General features: G+C 54.2%; 16 protein-coding genes and 1 pseudogene. 6 read left to right on the plus strand and 11 right to left on the minus strand.

Annotated features, from left to right (window positions below; genetic code table 11):
• Position 1: 1 nt before the first annotated feature.
• Together pntB and ABA45_RS14375 are read right to left on the minus strand one after the other, a co-directional pair.
• Positions 2-1,396 (minus strand): Re/Si-specific NAD(P)(+) transhydrogenase subunit beta, encoded by a 1,395-nt coding sequence (gene pntB, locus ABA45_RS14370; RefSeq protein ID WP_048387203.1) that lies wholly within the window; start codon positions 1,394-1,396, stop codon positions 2-4.
• A 12-nt stretch (positions 1,397-1,408) separates the two neighbouring features.
• Positions 1,409-2,986: a Re/Si-specific NAD(P)(+) transhydrogenase subunit alpha gene (locus ABA45_RS14375; RefSeq protein WP_048387204.1), complete on the minus strand. Its 1,578-nt coding sequence runs from the start codon at positions 2,984-2,986 to the stop codon at positions 1,409-1,411.
• A gap of 316 nt (positions 2,987-3,302) precedes the next feature.
• Here ABA45_RS14375 and ABA45_RS14380 point away from each other — a divergent pair, with 316 nt between their 5' ends.
• Complete coding sequence (locus tag ABA45_RS14380) at positions 3,303-4,079, plus strand: SDR family NAD(P)-dependent oxidoreductase (protein WP_048387206.1); 777 nt, start codon at positions 3,303-3,305, stop codon at positions 4,077-4,079.
• A 118-nt stretch (positions 4,080-4,197) separates the two neighbouring features.
• Here ABA45_RS14380 and ABA45_RS14385 read toward each other — a convergent pair whose 3' ends face one another.
• Positions 4,198-6,078 carry a methyl-accepting chemotaxis protein gene (locus ABA45_RS14385; RefSeq protein WP_048387208.1) on the minus strand — a complete coding sequence of 627 codons (1,881 nt, stop codon included), beginning with the start codon at positions 6,076-6,078 and terminating at the stop codon, positions 4,198-4,200.
• A gap of 496 nt (positions 6,079-6,574) precedes the next feature.
• On the opposite strand from ABA45_RS14385, the gene ABA45_RS14390 reads away from it, so the two are divergent.
• Genes ABA45_RS14390 through ABA45_RS14400 form a run of 3 tightly spaced genes read left to right on the plus strand, consistent with a single transcriptional unit; the run spans position 6,575 to position 9,342 of the window.
• Positions 6,575-7,945, plus strand: a complete 1,371-nt coding sequence (locus ABA45_RS14390; RefSeq protein ID WP_048387209.1) for an NAD(P)-binding domain-containing protein — start codon at positions 6,575-6,577, stop codon at positions 7,943-7,945.
• A complete protein-coding gene (locus tag ABA45_RS14395) occupies positions 7,942-9,033 on the plus strand; it encodes a DMT family transporter (protein WP_048387211.1) in 1,092 nt (363 codons plus the stop codon). Before ABA45_RS14390 ends, ABA45_RS14395 begins: the two co-directional genes overlap by 4 nt.
• A gap of 15 nt (positions 9,034-9,048) precedes the next feature.
• Positions 9,049-9,342, plus strand: a complete 294-nt coding sequence (locus tag ABA45_RS14400) for a hypothetical protein (protein ID WP_048387213.1) — start codon at positions 9,049-9,051, stop codon at positions 9,340-9,342.
• A gap of 195 nt (positions 9,343-9,537) precedes the next feature.
• On the opposite strand, the gene ABA45_RS14405 is transcribed toward ABA45_RS14400, so the two are convergent.
• From ABA45_RS14405 to ABA45_RS14415, 3 genes are all read right to left on the minus strand, one after another.
• Positions 9,538-9,777, minus strand: coding sequence for a VF530 family protein (locus ABA45_RS14405; protein ID WP_048387215.1), 240 nt, complete (start codon positions 9,775-9,777; stop codon positions 9,538-9,540).
• A gap of 55 nt (positions 9,778-9,832) precedes the next feature.
• Complete coding sequence (locus ABA45_RS14410; RefSeq protein ID WP_048387217.1) at positions 9,833-10,339, minus strand: C40 family peptidase; 507 nt, start codon at positions 10,337-10,339, stop codon at positions 9,833-9,835.
• Positions 10,340-10,463: 124 nt separating this feature from the next.
• The gene (locus ABA45_RS14415; protein WP_048387219.1) at positions 10,464-11,357 is read right to left on the minus strand and encodes a DMT family transporter; all 894 of its coding nucleotides are present in this window, start codon (positions 11,355-11,357) and stop codon (positions 10,464-10,466) included.
• Positions 11,358-11,560: 203 nt separating this feature from the next.
• Between ABA45_RS14415 and ABA45_RS18675 the strand changes: the two are divergent.
• Positions 11,561-11,743: pseudogene (locus tag ABA45_RS18675) on the plus strand (Glu/Leu/Phe/Val dehydrogenase dimerization domain-containing protein); the annotation flags it as partial.
• A gap of 118 nt (positions 11,744-11,861) precedes the next feature.
• Entirely contained in the window at positions 11,862-13,271 is a 1,410-nt protein-coding gene (locus ABA45_RS14420; protein ID WP_048387221.1) for a sodium-dependent transporter, read from the plus strand.
• A gap of 64 nt (positions 13,272-13,335) precedes the next feature.
• On the opposite strand, the gene ABA45_RS14425 is transcribed toward ABA45_RS14420, so the two are convergent.
• The 5 genes from ABA45_RS14425 to ABA45_RS14445 all read right to left on the minus strand — a co-directional run bounded on the left by ABA45_RS14425 (position 13,336) and on the right by ABA45_RS14445 (position 18,334).
• Positions 13,336-13,758 (minus strand): tetratricopeptide repeat protein, encoded by a 423-nt coding sequence (locus ABA45_RS14425; RefSeq protein ID WP_048387223.1) that lies wholly within the window; start codon positions 13,756-13,758, stop codon positions 13,336-13,338.
• Positions 13,759-13,971: 213 nt separating this feature from the next.
• A complete protein-coding gene (gene betA / locus ABA45_RS14430; protein WP_048387225.1) occupies positions 13,972-15,657 on the minus strand; it encodes a choline dehydrogenase in 1,686 nt (561 codons plus the stop codon).
• A gap of 26 nt (positions 15,658-15,683) precedes the next feature.
• On the minus strand, positions 15,684-17,153 hold the full coding sequence (gene betB / locus ABA45_RS14435; RefSeq protein ID WP_048387226.1) for a betaine-aldehyde dehydrogenase: 1,470 nt from the start codon (positions 17,151-17,153) through the stop codon (positions 15,684-15,686).
• 14 nt (positions 17,154-17,167) lie between these two features.
• Complete coding sequence (gene betI, locus ABA45_RS14440) at positions 17,168-17,821, minus strand: transcriptional regulator BetI (protein ID WP_048387228.1); 654 nt, start codon at positions 17,819-17,821, stop codon at positions 17,168-17,170.
• A gap of 207 nt (positions 17,822-18,028) precedes the next feature.
• Entirely contained in the window at positions 18,029-18,334 is a 306-nt protein-coding gene (locus ABA45_RS14445) for a hypothetical protein (protein ID WP_048387230.1), read from the minus strand.
• Between the last annotated feature and the right edge of the window lie 109 nt (positions 18,335-18,443).

Consider the following 18,443-nt stretch of genomic DNA (forward strand, 5'->3'; position numbering starts at 1 on the left):
CTCAGCCCCGCAACGCACCCACCAGTTTATCGATGCTGTCTTTGGCATCGCCAAAGAGCATGCGGGAGTTGTCTTTGAAGAACAGCGGGTTTTCCACCCCGGCATAACCCGTGGCCATACCGCGTTTAAGAATCACTACCTGCCGCGCCTTCCAAACCTCAAGCACCGGCATGCCGGCGATCGGGCTGCCAGGATCTTCTGCTGCCGCCGGGTTCACTGTGTCGTTAGCACCGATAACCAGCACCACGTCGGTCTGCGGGAAATCGCCGTTGATTTCGTCCATCTCCAGCACGATGTCGTAAGACACATTCGCTTCCGCCAGCAGTACGTTCATGTGCCCGGGCAGTCGGCCTGCAACCGGATGAATGCCAAAACGCACCGTTGTTCCGCGCGCCTTGAGCAGTTTGGTCATCTCACTAACCCCATTCTGGGCCTGGGCTACGGCCATGCCGTAACCCGGTACGATAATCACCGAATCGGCGTTACGCAGCTCCTCACACACCTCGTCAATGTTGGTTTCCAAAGCGGTTTGATCAGATCCGGCAGCGGCAGAACTGCTGCTGGTTTGACCGAAGCCACCCAAAATAACGCTGACAAACGACCGGTTCATGGCTTTGCACATAATATAACTTAGGATCGCGCCGCTGCTGCCAACCAGCGCACCGGTTACGATCAGCAAGTCATTGCCCAGCATGAAACCAATAGACGCGGCGGCCCAGCCGGAATAGCTGTTGAGCATCGATACCACTACTGGCATGTCAGCACCGCCAATGGCCATGATTAAATGCCCACCCAAAGCGGCGGCAATCAGCGTCATCAGTACCAGTGCAATCACGCCCACGGACATGCTGTCGGTGCCAAGGAACCAGGCGCCCAACAGTACCGTCGCCAATAGCGCTGCCAGGTTTATCAGGTGCCTACCTGGCAATGTAAGAGCTTTGCTGTCGATACGGCCATTCAGTTTGCCGCAGGCAATCAGTGAGCCGGTGAAGGTGACAGCACCAATGAATACTCCTAGAAGCACTTCCACCAGCTTAATGGTTTGCTCGGCACCGGTTGTTTGTTTCAGCGGCTCGATGTAACCAGAAAAGCCCACCAGCACCGCAGCCAAGCCGACAAAGCTGTGCAGCAGCGCCACCAACTGTGGCATTTGGGTCATTTCCACCTTATTGGCGATAACAATGCCAATGCTGGCCCCCGCCAGCACTGCAATCACAATAACAACCAACCCGCTGTCGCTAACGCTGGCCACCGTAGCCACTAGCGCAATGAGAATGCCGGCAACCCCGTAAAGGTTGCCGCGGCGCGATGATTCCTGGTGGCTTAAGCCTCCAAGGCTGAGGATAAACAATACGCTGGCGACCACATAGGCCACACTCACAAGTCCTGAACTCATAGCGGGTGCCTCCTAGCGGCGGAACATTTTAAGCATGCGATGGGTAACCCGAAAGCCACCCCCTACGTTGATGCTGGCAATCAGCACCGCCACAAACGCCATGATTCCGACCGCAAGACTCTCCGCCTGAGCCAGGTGCAATATAGCGCCAATCACGATAATGCCGCTGATGGCGTTGGTCACACTCATCAACGGTGTGTGCAAAGAAGGCGTTACATTCCAGACAACCTGATAGCCAATAAAACACGCCAGCACGAACACAGTAAAGTGCCTCAGAAAGCTATCCGGTGCATGGGCGCCAATGCCATAGAGCGCGGCAACGGTGACAATCAACAGTACGCCCTTACCGATTAAACTGCGGCGGTCAGACTTCTTGCGCGCCGCTGCCTTCTGTTCCGCTGAGGGCTCTTCCGTGCCGGGCGCAGCCTTGGGACTGACCGGCGTTTGCGGTTGCGGCGGTGGCCAGGTTATTTCTGATTCCAGCACCACGGTCAGACCACGGATAACATCGTCTTCCATGTTTACCTTTGGCTGGCCGTTTTTCTCTGGGGTCAGTTCGGTAACAAGGTGAAACAGGTTGGTGGAGTAAAGGTCACTGGCCACTTTGGCCATACGGCTTGGCAGATCTGTGTAGCCGATCAGCGTAACGTCGTGCTTCTCGACAATTTTGCCAGGCTCGGTGAGTTCGCAGTTACCACCACGCTCGGACGCCAAATCGACAATCACGCTGCCAGGTTTCATGGATTTCACCATGTCCGCGGTAATAAGCTTGGGTGCGGGCCTGCCTGGAATAAGAGCGGTGGTAATAATAATGTCGACTTCTTTAGCCTGTTCCGCGAACAGCGCCATCTCGGCCTTAATGAACTCGTCGCTCATCTGCTTGGCGTAACCGCCAGTGCCACTGCCTTCTTCATCACCAAAATCCAGTTGCAGGAATTCGGCGCCCATACTTTCAATCTGTTCTTTGACTTCCAGCCGGGTGTCGAACGCTCGCACAATCGCGCCCAAGCTGTTGGCAGCGCCTACAGCCGCAAGCCCGGCTACGCCGGCACCTATGACCATCACTTTGGCTGGCGGTACCTTTCCCGCGGCTGTCATCTGGCCAGTAAAGAAGCGCCCGAAATGACTCGCCGCCTCCACCACCGCGCGGTATCCGGCAATATTCGCCATGGCGCTTAGCGCATCCATTTTCTGGGCCCGGCTGATTCGCGGCAGGCTGTCGATAGCGAAAGTAGTCACCTTACGGGTGGAAAGCTTTTCCAGAAGCTCAGGGTTCTGCCCCGGCCAGATATAACTGACCAGAAATCCACCTTCCTTCATTAGATCGGCTTCGTGCTGTCCCAGCGCCGGATTTTCCATGGGTGCACGAACCTTCAGAATAAAGTCCGAGTCACTCCACAAAGCGCCGGCGTCCGCTGCAATGTTCGCGCCCACAGCCTCATAGGCCAAATCGTGATAGTGCGCTGCCTCACCTGCACCCGTCTCTACCGTAACCTGATAGCCCAGCCCAATCAGCTTATGCACCGAGGGTGGCGTTGCCGCAACCCGTCGCTCGTCTAGGTAAATTTCCTTTGGAATACCGATCTTCATGTGTAGATATCCTTCAGCTGAACCGATGAACCGGATGAATGCTATCTATATCCTAGTGCAACTTTAGGACAATGTCCGTCTTACGCTTTATTGCGAACAACAGATTATTGTGCACAACAGAAATCTCGATGAATCGAAAACAGATCGGTGCCAAATCACGCCCAACTTATCCCCGCGCGGTGGCGCGCAACGTCTTTGCCAGCTAGGTTGAAATAGTGCTGCCGCTTTGTGCGTTGATTTTTAGCGTCATATTTATGGCCGCGCATGTTCATCAACGGGCAAAACCAAGCGCCCCAGGCGAAATAAAGGAAAAGGTATGATTCTGGAAGGAAAAACAGCGTTAATCACCGGTGCCGGACGAGGTATTGGACAGGGTATCGCCATGTCACTGGCGGAGGCTGGGGCCAATATTGTAGCGGCAGATCTGGACATTAACATTGCCCGGCAAACCGCAGAAAAAGTCCAACAACTGGGGCGTAAAAGCTTAGCACTGGAAGTGGACGTTACAGACCCGGACTCCATTCATAAAATGATGCAACAGGCCGAGGAGCAGATGGGGCCTATCGACATTGCCGTAAACAACGCGGGCATTCTGAGCATACACCCTATCGCCGAACTGTCTGCGAACGCTTGGGACCAAGTGATGAACGTCAACGCTCGCGGCGTGTTTCTGTGTACCCAGGCCGAACTGGCGGTTATGCGGCCGCGCAAATTCGGGCGCATCATTAATATCGCGTCTATCGCGGGTAAAGTCGGCTTTCCGAATCTGTCCCATTATTCCGCCTCGAAATTCGCAGTTATTGGCTTTACCAACGCTGTCGCCAAGGAAGTCGCAGCGGAAGGCGTGACGGTCAACGCATTATGCCCTGGCATTGTCGGAACTGGCATGTGGCGCGGGCCAGATGGCTTGTCAGCGGCCTGGGCTCAAGACGGCGAATCGGAGGAAGAGTCGTGGGAGCGTCACCAAAAAACACTGCTTCCCCAGGGCGAAGCCCAAACGCCGGAAGACATGGGACAACTTGCGGTGTATTTGGCCAGCGCCGCCCACGTGACCGGGCAAGCTATTGCGGTGGATGGCGGATTTTCGCTTTGACGAAAAAACGCTTTCAGACTTACTCTCTCTGAACACTCGCAAAAAACTGGCTTTTTACCGAATCACAAAACATCAAAAATCAAACCAGTTGGGCCTCGCTGCACCAGACCCCAACTGGCTAGACGCTGAAGCGCCGTGTGCTTTCGGAAATCACGTTAGCCTGCTCGGACAAACGCTGATTCTGCCTGCCAAGCTCAGCGCCAATGGCTTGCGTTTCGACACTCTGCCCGCGGATTTCTTCCATTTTTTGCGCAATGTCCTCAGTGGTGACGGAAATTTCCTCCACGGCAACCACCACCTGATCCATTTCTGAGTTCAGGGTAACAATCGATTGAGCCACCCCACCCATAGCGCCTGCAATCTGCGACGCATGGTGTTCACCTTCTTTCGCGATTTTGAGCCCGTTGCTAGCGAGGGTGTCCATGCTGGCGGTCTGCAAGTTGAGCTCGTCAATAATGCCAACAATGTTGGTGGTGGCGGCAACGGTTTTTTGTGCCAGGGTGCGAACTTCATCAGCCACCACTGAAAAGCCGCGCCCTGCGTCACCCGCCCGAGCAGCTTCAATTGCAGCGTTGAGCGCCAGCAGATTGGTTTGGTCCGCCAAACTGTTGATAACGCCTATAATGCCGGTGACTTTGGCACTGGCCTGAGTGAGCAGTTTGACATGGCCATGGGTATCTTGAATCACGCCTGACAACAGGCGCACTGAGGCCACGCTGTCTTCAACCACGCGAGCCCCTGACTGCGCCGACTCGTTGGCGGCTTGAGTTGCAATACCCACCTGCGATGTGCGTTCGGCAACATCGTTCAGGGTGACGGATATTTGCTGACTGGCAGTGGCTGCCAGAATGGTTTGGGATTCAACTATTTCGTTGTTCTGCGTCAGTCGAACCATGGTTTTTTCAAGCTCATGATGAACCTCGATCAAATCCCGTGTGCCCGCAATAGACTCTCGCATCAGCACGCCGATTTTGTCGATCATCTGATTGGTAGCACTGCCCAGAACGTTGAATTCATCGTTATCATTGTCGCCAAGTGACAGTTTCTTGGTGAGGTCGCCCTCTGACACCCGCGACAAGAGCTCAACCACCAGGTTGAGCTGGCTAACCAGAGCTCGCGAGGTAAGGAACAGCACCAGAACTAACAAAGGTGCAAACAGTAAAATAGAGCCAATGCTGACCATTTTGGCCGACACTTTGGCGTTTTCGGCGCTCAAAAGAGTGCTCGCTATCAGACCGGATTGCAGAGTCTCAGCTTGCGCTATAACTTGTTGCTGAAGGTTACCGCCGGCTTGTTCCGCATTGTTGGAAGTGGTGGCAATTTGCTGCAGAACGGCATCAGCCCGGTCAAACACGGCACGGTACTGGCTCGTGTTCTTGCCAATATCGATGTCTCGCCAATCGTACTCTTCAACAATGTCTTCCATAACCTTAATGGCTCGGCTTGAAGCTTCCGCCAGCGCGGGATTGCGAGTGCTAATGTAATTACCGGATGTGCTCTCGATTTCATTAATAGCCTCATCAGTCAGGCTAAGGGACAGCGTCTGGAGCTCTGCCATAACGACAGCGAGCTCTTGGCGAATTCCGGCCGAATCAGAAAAACCGAGCACATTCATCTGCTGCAGCCATTCCCGACGCAGCGTCACATAACGTTTGGCTTCCGTATGAATGGATTCTGCAAAGCGGATACTTCCTGGATCGTTCAGCTGATTTGCTTGGCGTTGCAGTGCCTTGGCGTCTGATGTGAGCTCATCAAAATCTGCCAGCAACTCACTCTGGTCATCCCCGGAGAGCGTGGTGAGCTGTTTTTCAACAGCGTTCCATTTACTGGCAAGATTACTCGCACTGGTTTGGTAGCGTGATATCTGATAAACGGACTCATAGGAAGATGAAACGGTCTCTAATCCCCAGAGAATGGCCCCGGCAATAATAGTCATACCAGTCAGTGTTGCGATGATGAGCATCTGGAACTTCTGACGCCAGGACAAATTGAACTTCAAAATGTAGTCTCCATTGGTGTTGTCGGGCACTTACGTATAAAAGTAAGACATATAATCGAGTTGCTTGATTTGAGTCAATACAAAATTTCTTTTTCTGTTAGTGATATATCGGCATTGTAAGGAGTAACTTTAGCTTCTCGATCGTGAACTGGCACCCAGCAAAACGTCGCAGCCCCAGATGTGCTAAGGTGCGGCTCTGACGTGCGAGCTACAAAGCATTTTCAATATGCTTTAGCCATCCGAGCGCTTCCCTCCAGCGTTTTCTCGACATCTTGCATGCAGATCTGTGGTCTTCCCACGCCTGACGCCCTGTCTCTTCGGACAGTTGCCGTCTATGTCCTATTCCGCCATCGGTCAATCCGAATTTGGTGTGTCTCACTGCGAAACCTCGTGGCTTGATCGTTACCGTTCAAAGCTGAGCCCTTTTTCGCTTCCAAGTTGTCGCCCTGGCCGCTCTCGCCCGGTGCTCGATACAACGCCCTAAACAGGAAACATTATGAGTTTTAAAATTGCCATTTTAGGTGCAGGCCCAAGCGGCTTGGCCCAATTACGTGCTTTTGAAGCAGCCCGCGACGCCGGTGCAGATATCCCCGAAATCGTATGCTACGAAAAACAGAATGACTGGGGCGGTCTTTGGAACTACACCTGGCGCACGGGCCTGGACGCCTATGGCGAGCCCGTTCACAGCAGCATGTACCGCTATTTATGGTCAAACGGCCCCAAGGAATGTCTGGAGTTCGCGGACTACAGCTTCGAGGAACATTTTGGGCGCCCCATCCCGTCTTACCCGCCCCGCGCCGTGCTGCGCGACTACATTATGGGCCGTGTGGCCAAGAGCAATGTGCGACAGTACATTCGCTTTAATACCGCGGTGCACTGGGTTGACTACAACGAAACCAGCGGCAAGTTCGCGGTGACCGTGCGAGACCTAAAACAGGACAAACTGAACACCGAAGAGTTCGACCATGTCATCGTTGCTACCGGGCACTTTTCGACCCCCAACGTGCCCTATTTTGAAGGTCTGGAGCAGTTTCCCGGCCGTGTGCTGCACGCCCACGATTTCCGCGACGCTTGCGAGTTCAAAGGTAAGGATCTTTTGCTGATCGGCAGCAGCTATTCCGCAGAAGACATAGGCACACAGTGCCACAAGTACGGCGCCAAATCGGTCACCTTCAGCTATCGCTCACAGCCCATGGGCTTCGATTGGCCAGAATCCTTCACCGAACTGCCGTTGTTAACGGAAGTGATCGGCAAGACGGCCCATTTTAAGGATGGCACCAGCAAAAAAGTTGACGCGATCATTCTTTGTACCGGGTACCAGCATCACTTCCCGTTTCTGCCCAACGAACTGACGCTGACCACGCACAACCGGATGTACCCGGAAGGCCTGTACAAGGGCATCGTTTCCCTGGCCAATCCCAAGCTGATATTCCTTGGCATGCAGGATCAATACTACACTTTCAACATGTTCGATGCCCAGGCCTGGTATGCCCGTGATGTCATGCTCGGCCGCATCACACTGCCGGCAGACGACGCCATGGCGGCCGATAGCCGTGAATGGGTCGCCCGTGAACTGAAGCTCGTCGATCCCGTCGACGAGATAGATTTTCAGGCCGCGTACATACAGGATCTGCTTGAATCTACCGACTACCCAGCGTTCGATGTAACCGCCGTTGCCGGTATTTTCAAGCAATGGGAACACGATAAGGAAGCGGACATTCTTGGCTACCGCAACAAGAGCTACCGCTCCACGCTGACGGGCACCCTGGCGCCGGCACACCATACGCCCTGGATGGATGCGATGGACGATTCGCTGGAAGCCTTCCTCAAGGTGAAGCAAGAGCAGCCAGCAAAGGAGACTGTATGAATCAACCAAGCCTGAGCCAGGCTCGGTCGCGGTTCACCTCCAGCAGCATACGCTGGGGCTTTATGTGGGCTATGTGGGCCGCCGTGCTCTGGGGTGCCTGGTATGTGCCAGGCTCCGCGGTGTGGTTTGAAGCGCCCTATATTAACTTGAGTTTCGATACCAACGCCCAGTTTCTGCTGGCTGCGGCGGTGCTGACCACCTTCAACGCCATTGCCGTGTTGTTTTTTCTGTTTGTCTGGAACGGGGTATTGGGCAAACTGGGGGAATATGTTCGCACCATCAGACAGATGCGTTTTATATCCAAGTGGTTCTTTATCGGCGCCATATTCGGCGGCCCGATGGCCATCTTTGGCTCGTATCTGGCGATAGGCTACATTGGCGGGGCCTTCGCGGCCATTTCAGCGCTGATGTATCCCATCATCGGCGCCACCCTGGCCAGGCTCTGGTATCAGGAGAAGATCACCAAACGCGCAGCGGTCGGTATTTTTATCATCCTGGCAGGTGGCGTGACAGTCTATGCACCCGGCATTATTGCTGAAATCACAGGCACCGGCGACGCCGGCTGGCTTGGCTATCTGGGCGGCGCAATGGCTGCCATTGGCTGGGGTGTAGAGGGCGCAATCGCAGGCCGCGGTCTAGATGTGGCCGATCCGGATGTGGGTATTACGGTGAGGTTCACGGCCGAAGTCCTGTATTGGGTTGTGCTGATTTTACCAGCGATCTACCTCTTCACTGACCAACCGGTTGTTGAACTGGTCATCGCCACATTTAACTGGGCGGTCATCGGCTGGCTGATGCTGGCGGGCGTGAGCTTCGCGTTCTGCTATGTCTCCTGGTACAAATCTTTCCCACTGATAGGCGTTGGGCGAGGGCAAGCGATTGCGGCGTTGTACGGGCTTTTTGCCGTTATCTTCCTCGCCGCATTCACCCTCGAATTTCCGGATTGGAACTTCCTTGCAGGCTTGGCTCTGTTCGTAATAGGCGGGTTTGTCATGTTCACGGAAAGCGACGAAGTGCTTGAGGTAGTCCGTGCCGTGTCGAGCGACACCAAAACGTCCACCGCCACCGCGAGTGCGGCCAGCTCATGATCACTGGAGCAAACCATGAATAAATTACACATGAAAGGCCGCATTCTACAGCTGATACATGACCGGCAGCATGGCGGCATCTGGGACTGGCAAATCGCCGATGCGGTGATGAGTGAATACGGCCTCAGTGGTCCCTACTGGCGCGGCAATACCCGCGTCACACTGACTGACCTGTTCTCCAGCGGCATTATCGAAAGCGTTGAGGAAGAGCTCGATCATCAAGCCTATTTTGGCGCTGGCCGCGTGTTGTTCAAATTCAGGCTCAACGACTTCGGTCGTCAACGGATGCGCGACACCGCACTGGCCTGATAGCCGGTGCCACCTAAAATTTTGACCAAGGAGACACCATGTCTGATTTCTGGGGTTATCCGGGGGCTGACATGCTCGCCGTTGCCGTTATTATTGTGCTCAGTGGCCTGGCCCTGTACCAGGCACGCACCTTTGTAACCAAGCTTTAGACGCAAACGCTGGCCGCCCTTTCGGGCGCGCCAGCACCCATTGTAGTCACACCTTCCCCGTATGATTTCCTTCAAATGTTGATAGATACAGGTCTTCAACCTTATCTCTGGCCCACTGGGTTCTGCGTAAAAACTTCAACGACGATTTGATGGACGGATCGCTCTTAAAACAATTTATGTTGATTCTTTGAGCCAACCCCTCCCAGCCGTAATGCTGTTCCAGCCTGGTCACAATCTTCTCAAGCGTCACTCCGTGCAACGGGCTATTCGGTTGTTCTTCACTCATGCTTTAAATACACCATTATTTATTGAAGGGGAGCCGGTGGCATCCAGACCGAAGACTAATAAAATCTTCGAGCCTGACTGATCCGGCCGCGCCAGTAGAAGCCATTAAGGGATGAACGCATAACGCCAGACGATGTCGATGCGTGAATAAAACTGTCATCGCCCATGTAGATGCCTGCATGCTGATCCTTTCCCTTTATCGTAAAAAACACCAGATCGCCGGTGCGCAGGTCGTCCAGGGGAACTCTTTCTCCGGCAGCCAGCATCTGATGAGTGGTGCGGGGTAAACGGCGCCCTATGGCTTCGTGGTATGCAGTGGTGATGAAACCAGAGCAATCAAAACCACTGGCAGACGTACCTCCGTAGCGATAAGGCGTGCCTTCATAACGGTCGAACACCCGCCAAAGTTGCTGGGCTGTCGCCATTTCACTAACGGTAGCGGGCGATTCTGACGGCTGCCAGCGATTGTTGTCTGATGTACCAAGATTCTGAGTGCTGGCACAGCCGCCAAGGCCAAACAGTATCGCGATAGTCAACAGCGTTAACAGCGATCGCCATGTCATTGGAATTGCCCTCGAAACGTTCAGCATTAACCTACTGTAAAAGCCCGTGTGCTCCGTGTCAGGTTAAACATTGCATTTAAGTGTGTCTTGTCCGCCGACTGAAAAAAGCTGGCGCACGATAGGGTCACTGCGCCGGTTGTTTGCGCCCCGTAACCGCAAGTGCCACACCGGTGATAGACACCACACCACCGGCTATGGCCAAGGCGCCCAGGCGCTCATCGAACAACCAAAAGGCTTGCAGCGCGGTGACCGGCGGCACCAAATAAAACAGACTGGCCACCTGCGACGCCGCACCCCGACGAATCAGCAACATGAGCAATAGAATGGCACCGATCGATACCCCGAACACCAGCCACGCCATAGACAACTGTAATTGGATATTCCAGACTACCTCACGGGTTTCAAGCGCGAACGCACCGATCGCGAAAAACACTGCGGCGGCACTGTATTGAATAAAGGTTCCCGCTACCAGGTTAACGCTCTCACCATGGCGCTTCTGGTAAACCGTGCCTACCGAAATACCGAACAATGACAGCATCGCCCACCCCAGAGTCCACAGGGGAAAGCCCTCTATTCCGGGCCCGCCACCCAGCTTTTCCGTCAGCACCAGGCTTACGCCCAGCAATCCCAGCGACAAACCCACCCACTGCCGCAGCGTAACCGACTCACGCAATATCACCACCGCCGCCAACGCCGTGACCAGCGGCTGCAGCCCAACAATCAGTGAAATAATCCCGGACGGCATGCCACCCTGAATAGCGTAATAGACACCGCCCAGGTAACAGCCATGCACCAGCAAACCGGTAACCGCAGTGTGTCCCGCCCCGCGCCAAGACGGCCAGGTAACCTTTAGCACTAGAGCCAGCACGCCCAACAGCACCAGCGTGAACAGCATCCGGTAAAGCAACAACGTGAAAGGTTCGGCGTAGGGTAAGCCGTACTTGGCACCAATAAACCCGGTGCTCCAGAGCCATACAAACACGGCGGGCACAACATAAATCTGGAACGCAGAACGCATGCAAATAGCCTTATAAACGTGGAGTAGTGACTGACATCCGGAACGCGCCTATTTTCCAGCCATAGAGCGGGTAAAGCAAAAGGTTCCAAAATGAACTTGGGTTTGGAGGAGATTTTCCGGTTAACGATTGACCCCCGAGCTCACAGCGATTAGCTTACAGTCAACCCGACCCCACAAGGGCAATCCCCTTTGGGAGATCCAGGCTCAAAGCTATTGTAGCCGCACACAACACCTCTCGTGGTCCCGTTCTGGGCGGTTGCAGAATGTTCCCCTATCCCAGCGATGAAGAAGCCCTGCGCGATGTGCTGCGCCTTTCGAATGGCATGACTTACAAATTCGCGCTGGCCAATCTTGACCTCTGCGGCGGCAAATCGGTGATCATCGGCGGCGTCGCCCGAGCGGCTTGTTAACGTTGGATAATGAACGGCATTTGCTTTACAGGGCGGTGATCCATTCACGACGTCTGCTCTTTGAAACAAAAACAACGATCTAACAGGAAAAAATATGTCTGAATCACAAGCGCCCACGGTGGAAGCAAAAGAAGGCTCCAACGCCAAAAGGGGGCTATGGTCCTCACGCTTTGCTTTTATTCTTGCGGCCACGGGCTCTGCCGTGGGCTTGGGTAATATCTGGAAATTCCCCTACATCACCGGTGAAAATGGCGGTGGCGCCTTTGTACTGGTTTATCTTCTGTGCATCGCCGCGATTGGCCTACCGATCATGATGGCCGAAGTGTTGATTGGTCGCCGCGGCGGTCGCAGCCCGGTTAACAGCCTCAAAGCGATTGCCGGTCACGACAGGTTGAACCCGGCCTGGCGCATGGTCGGTGTCATCGGAGTGATCGCCGGCTTCCTGATTTTGTCGTTCTACTCGGTGATTGGTGGCTGGGCGGTATCCTATGTGGGCACAGCAGCCAGCGGGCAACTCACAGGCCAATCTGCGGATGCCATTGGCGCCATCTTCTCTGACCTACTGGCAGACCCCTTAACGCTGCTGATGTGGCACACCCTGTTTATGGCGCTGGTTATGTTTGTGGTCGCAAAGGGCGTTCGTGCAGGGCTTGAGCGTGCAGTCACCCTTCTGATGCCGGCCTTGTTCCTGCTGTTGCTCACGGTTGTAGGCTACGCCATGACCACCGGTGAGTTCGGCCGAGCTGTGACATTCCTGTTCCAACCGGATTTCTCCAAACTTACCACCTCGGGCATTCTGGTGGCGCTGGGCCACGCATTCTTCACTCTAAGCCTTGGCATGGCGGTGATGATGGCTTATGGCTCTTATCTGCCGAAAGGCATATCCATCGCCAAAACCTCCATTGCCGTCTGCGTCATCGATACCGGGGTGGCGCTGCTTGCCGGCCTGGCCATCTTCCCGATTGTGTTTGCGAACGGCCTTGAGCCCGGTGCCGGCCCTGGGCTGATCTTTCAGACCCTGCCGCTGGCATTCGGCCAGATGCCCATGGGCAGCTTGTTCGGAACCCTGTTCTTTGTATTGCTGATATTCGCCGCTTGGACGTCGGGCATTTCCCTGCTGGAGCCCATCGTTGAATGGCTGGAAGAACAAAAAGGCATGAACCGCACCCGCAGCACGCTGGCCGCAGGCTTCGTGTGCTGGCTACTTGGCATTGCGTCGATTCTTTCCCTGAACCTTTGGTCCGATTTTGCGCCACTGGGCTGGATCGGCATGCTTGAGGGCAAAACGATCTTTGATCTTCTCGACTTCTTCACCGCCAACATTCTGCTGCCCCTGGGCGGACTGCTGGTTGCCGTGTTCGCCGGCTGGGTGATGTCGCGGGAGGCGATGGAAAAGGAGCTGGCGCTGTCAAAGCCTATGTTCCGCCTGTGGTACATCACCGTGCGCTACATTACGCCAGTGGCTGTGGGCGCCGTATTTATCTACAACCTGTTCGGATCGTAAGCAGCGCCGGGTAATTAGATTTTCTATAACGGAATGGGGAGGCCTGCAAGGCCTTCCCATTGGTTTAGCTCCCCACCTCGGCGCGTTGTTCCCAATACCGGGCCCGCTCCGTATCCACTTGCACGCCCGTGCCTGTCCGGTAAGCCTTTGCTGTTTCCTCTATACCGAACCGGTCGCCTGACTCTGCCAGTTTGAGATACCATTGAAAGGCATTTGTATCACTTTGCTCTACCCCTTTTCCTGCCGCGTACATGTTGGCGACGTTCAGTATGCCCTGGCGGTTGCCATCTTTAGCCAGGGTCATATAGCGTTCAAACGCCAGATCATACTGGCCCATTTTATACACTGCGTAGGCTTCCAGCACCCGGATCATATCCCGGGCAACACGAGTCTGGTCGTCTGCCGGCTGTGCCTGTGTTGTGGTCGGCACCAGAGCAATCAGGACCACAAGCGCCATCGCCTTGAGTGCGTGCCTGATGGGTTGCATAAGAGCGTCCTTTGCGGGTGGCGTGAAGTTTGTTTGATCGATTCACGTTAGCAGCACAGGCGGGGAAGGTGAACGGTACTTAAGTACCTTATCGCTCGATTAAACACGCCTGAACGCTGGCTGGCAGCTTCAGTCCTGCGGAAAGATAGGAAAGTCCTGGTGGTTTGCGAAGCCCGCGAGCATTGCGCCGCGGGCCGGGATGGTGAAGCGGCGCTAGCTCTGTTGCCGCTTTGCCTCTCCTGAACGCTGACGTACCTGCCATTGCTCATCCATAACAACAGGTGCCTCTAAAGATTGGAGGGTTTCCTTGCCCCGGATCAGATCAGCGGCGCGTTCCGCAACCATGATGGTAGGCGCGTTCAGGTTGCCATTGGGTATCGTTGGAAAAATCGATGAATCCACAACACGCAGATTTTTGATGCCATGAACCCGAGTTTGTGGATCTACCACTGCATGCTCATCGATACCCATCTTGCAGGTGCAGGATGGGTGATAAGCGCTCTCTACCGTCTGCCGAACAAAAGCGTCAATTTTTTCGTCGCTGTCAACCGCGGTACCTGGCTGAATTTCCTCCCCGCGGTACTCATCCATTGCTGGCTGATTAATAATCTCTCGGGTCAGGCGAACGCACGCCCGAAAACCTTCCCGGTCGGCTTCGTGCTGTAAATAGTTGAACTGTATCCGTGGCGCTTCTTTTGGATCAGCAGAATGTACGTGCACAGTGCCGCGGCTTTTGGGTTTATTGTGGCCAACGTGCAGCTGAAATCCGTCGCCGTCAAACGCTTCTTTGCCGTCATAACGCATTGCCGCAGGCAGGAAATGGTATTGCATATCGGGCCATTCCACGCCCGCTTTGGAACGGATAAAACCACAAGATTCGAAGTGGTTGGTGGCACCAAGGCCATCTTTTTTCAGAATCCAGCGCACGCCTATTTTCAGTTTGTTCCACCAGTCGAGTTTGCCGTTTAACGACACCGGCTGTTCACATCGAAACTGAAAATAAAACTCCAGATGATCCTGCAGGTTTTCACCCACCCCCGGCAGCTCGTGCTTGACCTCAATGCCGGCCTTTTCCAGAACTTCGCGGTTACCAATGCCGGAAAGCTGCAACAGGTGCGGAGAACCGATGGACCCTGCCGATAAAATCACCTCTTCAGTGGCTTTTACCTCGTGGATCTTACCGCTCTGTTCGTAACGCACACCCGTAGCGGTATGACCGTCGAGAAGCACTTTGTGTACCAGAGCGTGGGTAACCACGGTCAGGTTGGGGCGACCCATAGCCGGCCGCAGATACGCATTCGCAGTAGACCAGCGACGACCATTTTTGACCGTCATGTGCATGCTGCCAAACCCTTCCTGCTGGGCGCCGTTATAGTCTTTTGTAGGCAAATAACCGGCGTCCTGACCTGCGTTAATAAAGGCCTTATACAGGGGGTTTTGCATATTGTTGCCGTTGTTTACGCCCAACGGACCGTCACCGCCACGGTAGCGATCACCGCCGAATGCCCAGGTCTCCGCTTTTTTGAAATATGGCAGTACCTGTTGGTAATTCCAGCCTTCTGCGCCTTTCGATTCCCATTCATCAAAGTCGCGGGCGTGGCCACGCACATACACCATGCCATTGATGGACGACGATCCGCCCAGCACTTTGCCACGTGGGCAATGCATGCGACGGTTGTCCAGATAAGGCTCCGGTTCGGTTTCGAACTGCCAAGCGAACTTTTTGGTGTTCATAGGGATGGATAAGGCGGTCGGCATTTGAATAAAGATGCTTTTGTCGCTACCACCGGTCTCCAGCAGCAAAACCTTACGCTGGGTATCTTCGGTCAGGCGGTTAGCCAGCACACAGCCAGCAGAGCCGGCGCCCACAATGATGAAGTCATATTGGTTTCCTTTCACACACGTTCTCCTTTATATCTCCGAAATTAAAATGGTGCGTCGATGTCTTCCATACCTACATACACAGCTTTGAGCTGGGTGTAGTGAGAGATCGTCTCGCGGCCATTTTCGCGGCCAATACCAGAGAGTTTGTAGCCGCCCACGGGCATTTCAGCCGGCGAAGCTCCGTAGCTGTTAATCCAGCAAATACCTGCCTGCAGCCGATGAACAACCCGATGAGCACGGCGAATATCATTGGTAAACACGCCTGCCGCCAGTCCGGTTTCAGTCGAATTCGCGCGATCAATCACTTCATTTTCGGTGCTGAACGTGAGCACCGACATCACCGGCCCGAAAATTTCTTCCCGCACGATGGCCATATCGTCAGTGCAATCAGTGAAGATGGTCGGTTCAACAAAGTAGCCGCCCTTGGAATCTTCCGGCTCAAACGCGTGACCTCCATGACGGAGCGTTGCGCCTTCTGCCACACCTTTAGCGATAAAGCTCAATACCAGCTCGCGATGCTTTTCAGAAATAAGCGCACCAAAGTTGGTTTGCGGATTCATCGGATCGCCCGGCAGGATGTTATTGCGAGTGCGCTCCAACAAGCGCTCCATGAATTTCGAGTAGATATCCTCGTGCACGAACACTCGGGTGCCGTTGGTGCAGACTTCGCCCTGGGTATAAAAATTGCCTACCATGGCGGCCGAGATGGCATTCTCAAGATCAGCGTCGTCAAAAATGATGAGCGGGGATTTGCCACCTAGCTCCATAGTGACACTTTTCAACGTAGTCGCCGCAGCGGCCATGACCTTTTTGCCGGTACCTACTTCGCCAGTAAACGACACTTTGGCGATTTCAGGATGGTGGGTCAGCCAGGAGCCGACTTCCGCCGCGCCCTGTACGACGTTAAATACACCGGCGGGAACACCTGCTTCAATATAAATCTCAGCCAGTTTGGTGGCGCCCATTGGGGTTTCTTCAGACGGTTTGAAGATCATCGCGTTGCCACACGCCAGGGCCGGGGCAGACTTCCAACAAGCGATCTGTAGCGGGTAGTTCCAGGCGCCGATACCGGCGCATATTCCTAGCGGCTCTCGGCGGGTGTAATAGAAGTCACCGCCAAGATCCTGTTGGTTACCCTCGATCGACGGCGCCAAACCAGCAAAAAACTCAATAGTATCGGCCCCGGTTGCGATGTCCACCGCTTGCGCTTCCTGCAAGGGTTTGCCGGTGTCCCAAACCTCAATGGCAGCCAGCTCATCGTTACGCTCACGCAGTAATGCGACGGCTTTTAGAAGAATGCGGCTGCGCTGCACGGCGGGCATGGCAGCCCACTCTGTAAATCCAACCCGGGCGCTCTCAATGGCGGCCTGCTGCACAGATTCGTCCGCTATTTCTACTTCGTAGATCACTTTGCCCGTGGCCGGATTGACCACTGGAAACACCTCACCGGTATTGTTAGCAAAGAAGCGACCGTGAATGAAGTTCTGTAATCGAGGTATTGAATGGGACATAAAAACATACAACCTTAACGTGAATAATGGATTGTTCTCTCGGGCGGTTGTTCTCTCTCAGTGACGCTAACGGATGTTGTCCGGGGCTGAACCAGCGTGTCCTGTACAAAGCGCTTACACAGCCGCTTGCCCGCTTCGAAACTTTCCTGTGGGTCCAGACTCAACGCACTGCGCAGCCAGAAGCCGTCTATCATCGCAGCCGTTTGCCTCGCCGCCTCCGTCGCTGCTGTAGGCTCCATCACTTGAGCGAAGGCGTAGCGCAGGTTGGTATACAGACGCGCATTGTTGATCTGTTGCAAACGCTGCAGCCCGGGCTCATGCATGGACCGCGCCCAGAAGCTCAACCAGGTTTTTGCCGCCAGTTCTGAGCGCTGGAAATTGGAAAAGTTGGCATCAACGATGCTGTTAAGACGCTGTTCCGGCGACCCGTCGGTCTTCTCCATACTTTCAAGAAGCTCTTTTCCGAGCTGATCCAGCAAATATCGAAGCGCCGCTTCAATCAGACCCTGCTTACCACCGAAATAATGGCTGATGATGCCCGACGACATTCCCGCGCGTTTGCTGATGCTGATAATGGTGGTCTTCTGCATCCCCAGCTCGGCAATCGACTCCATCGTTGCTTGAATAAGCTGCTGTTTCCGGGTGTCTTTTACTCCAACTTTTGCCATGATTATCCGATGTTTTGTCGTTCTTAAATCATTAATTGAACGTTCAATTAGTTTTAAGGCTACAGAAACTAAGTGATAGCTGCAACCTGCAGGAGTACAAGAAATAACCGATCTAAGTCTGGTAAGGCGGTAGACGAGGATCAAAAAGATACCCCCTACCACCGGGGCGAGCATGTCACTTACGAAGAAGAAATGCAGCCTCCCCAGCTAATGGTCTCGCCGGATGAATGATCGGTCTTGCCATTGAATCTGATCCCGAGGGCAGTTCAGGCTCTCTACCTTTTTATCTTTAAGCCAAACTGTCTGCCCTTGATAATCATGTGCTTTCCAGTTTTCTGTCACTTTAATACAAAAGCCGGGGCGGTCAGGAAGAGACTTGATAACCATTTTTGGGTACCCATCCGGCTTTTCGCCAATGACAGCGGAGTCCACATCATTCAGGTTAATGACACCTTGTTGCGTTGAACAACCGCCGAGGAAAGCGGCAAGAGCAATAGTGATGATTTTTTTCAATGTTCTTCTTCTTTGTCGTCAGCACATCGACTATTGCTCCGCGTCGTCTGCGGAACAATGCCCCAAATTTCGCTGGCCATGTCAATCTTGGTCACAGTGGGCCTTTAGC

Origin of the sequence: Marinobacter psychrophilus (assembly GCF_001043175.1) — a bacterium.
Taxonomy (GTDB): domain Bacteria; phylum Pseudomonadota; class Gammaproteobacteria; order Pseudomonadales; family Oleiphilaceae; genus Marinobacter; species Marinobacter psychrophilus.

Coding starts and splice junctions, on each gene's coding strand:
- betB (WP_048387226.1), bottom strand. CDS start 17,153: ATGTCCCATTCAATACCTCGATTACAGAACTTCATTCACGGTCGCTTC.
- ABA45_RS14410 (WP_048387217.1), bottom strand. CDS start 10,339: ATGACATGGCGATCGCTGTTAACGCTGTTGACTATCGCGATACTGTTT.
- ABA45_RS14380 (WP_048387206.1), top strand. CDS start 3,303: ATGATTCTGGAAGGAAAAACAGCGTTAATCACCGGTGCCGGACGAGGT.
- ABA45_RS14425 (WP_048387223.1), bottom strand. CDS start 13,758: ATGCAACCCATCAGGCACGCACTCAAGGCGATGGCGCTTGTGGTCCTG.
- ABA45_RS14395 (WP_048387211.1), top strand. CDS start 7,942: ATGAATCAACCAAGCCTGAGCCAGGCTCGGTCGCGGTTCACCTCCAGC.
- ABA45_RS14375 (WP_048387204.1), bottom strand. CDS start 2,986: ATGAAGATCGGTATTCCAAAGGAAATTTACCTAGACGAGCGACGGGTT.
- ABA45_RS14390 (WP_048387209.1), top strand. CDS start 6,575: ATGAGTTTTAAAATTGCCATTTTAGGTGCAGGCCCAAGCGGCTTGGCC.
- ABA45_RS14415 (WP_048387219.1), bottom strand. CDS start 11,357: ATGCGTTCTGCGTTCCAGATTTATGTTGTGCCCGCCGTGTTTGTATGG.
- betI (WP_048387228.1), bottom strand. CDS start 17,821: ATGGCAAAAGTTGGAGTAAAAGACACCCGGAAACAGCAGCTTATTCAA.
- ABA45_RS14405 (WP_048387215.1), bottom strand. CDS start 9,777: ATGAGTGAAGAACAACCGAATAGCCCGTTGCACGGAGTGACGCTTGAG.
- pntB (WP_048387203.1), bottom strand. CDS start 1,396: ATGAGTTCAGGACTTGTGAGTGTGGCCTATGTGGTCGCCAGCGTATTG.
- ABA45_RS14420 (WP_048387221.1), top strand. CDS start 11,862: ATGTCTGAATCACAAGCGCCCACGGTGGAAGCAAAAGAAGGCTCCAAC.
- ABA45_RS14400 (WP_048387213.1), top strand. CDS start 9,049: ATGAATAAATTACACATGAAAGGCCGCATTCTACAGCTGATACATGAC.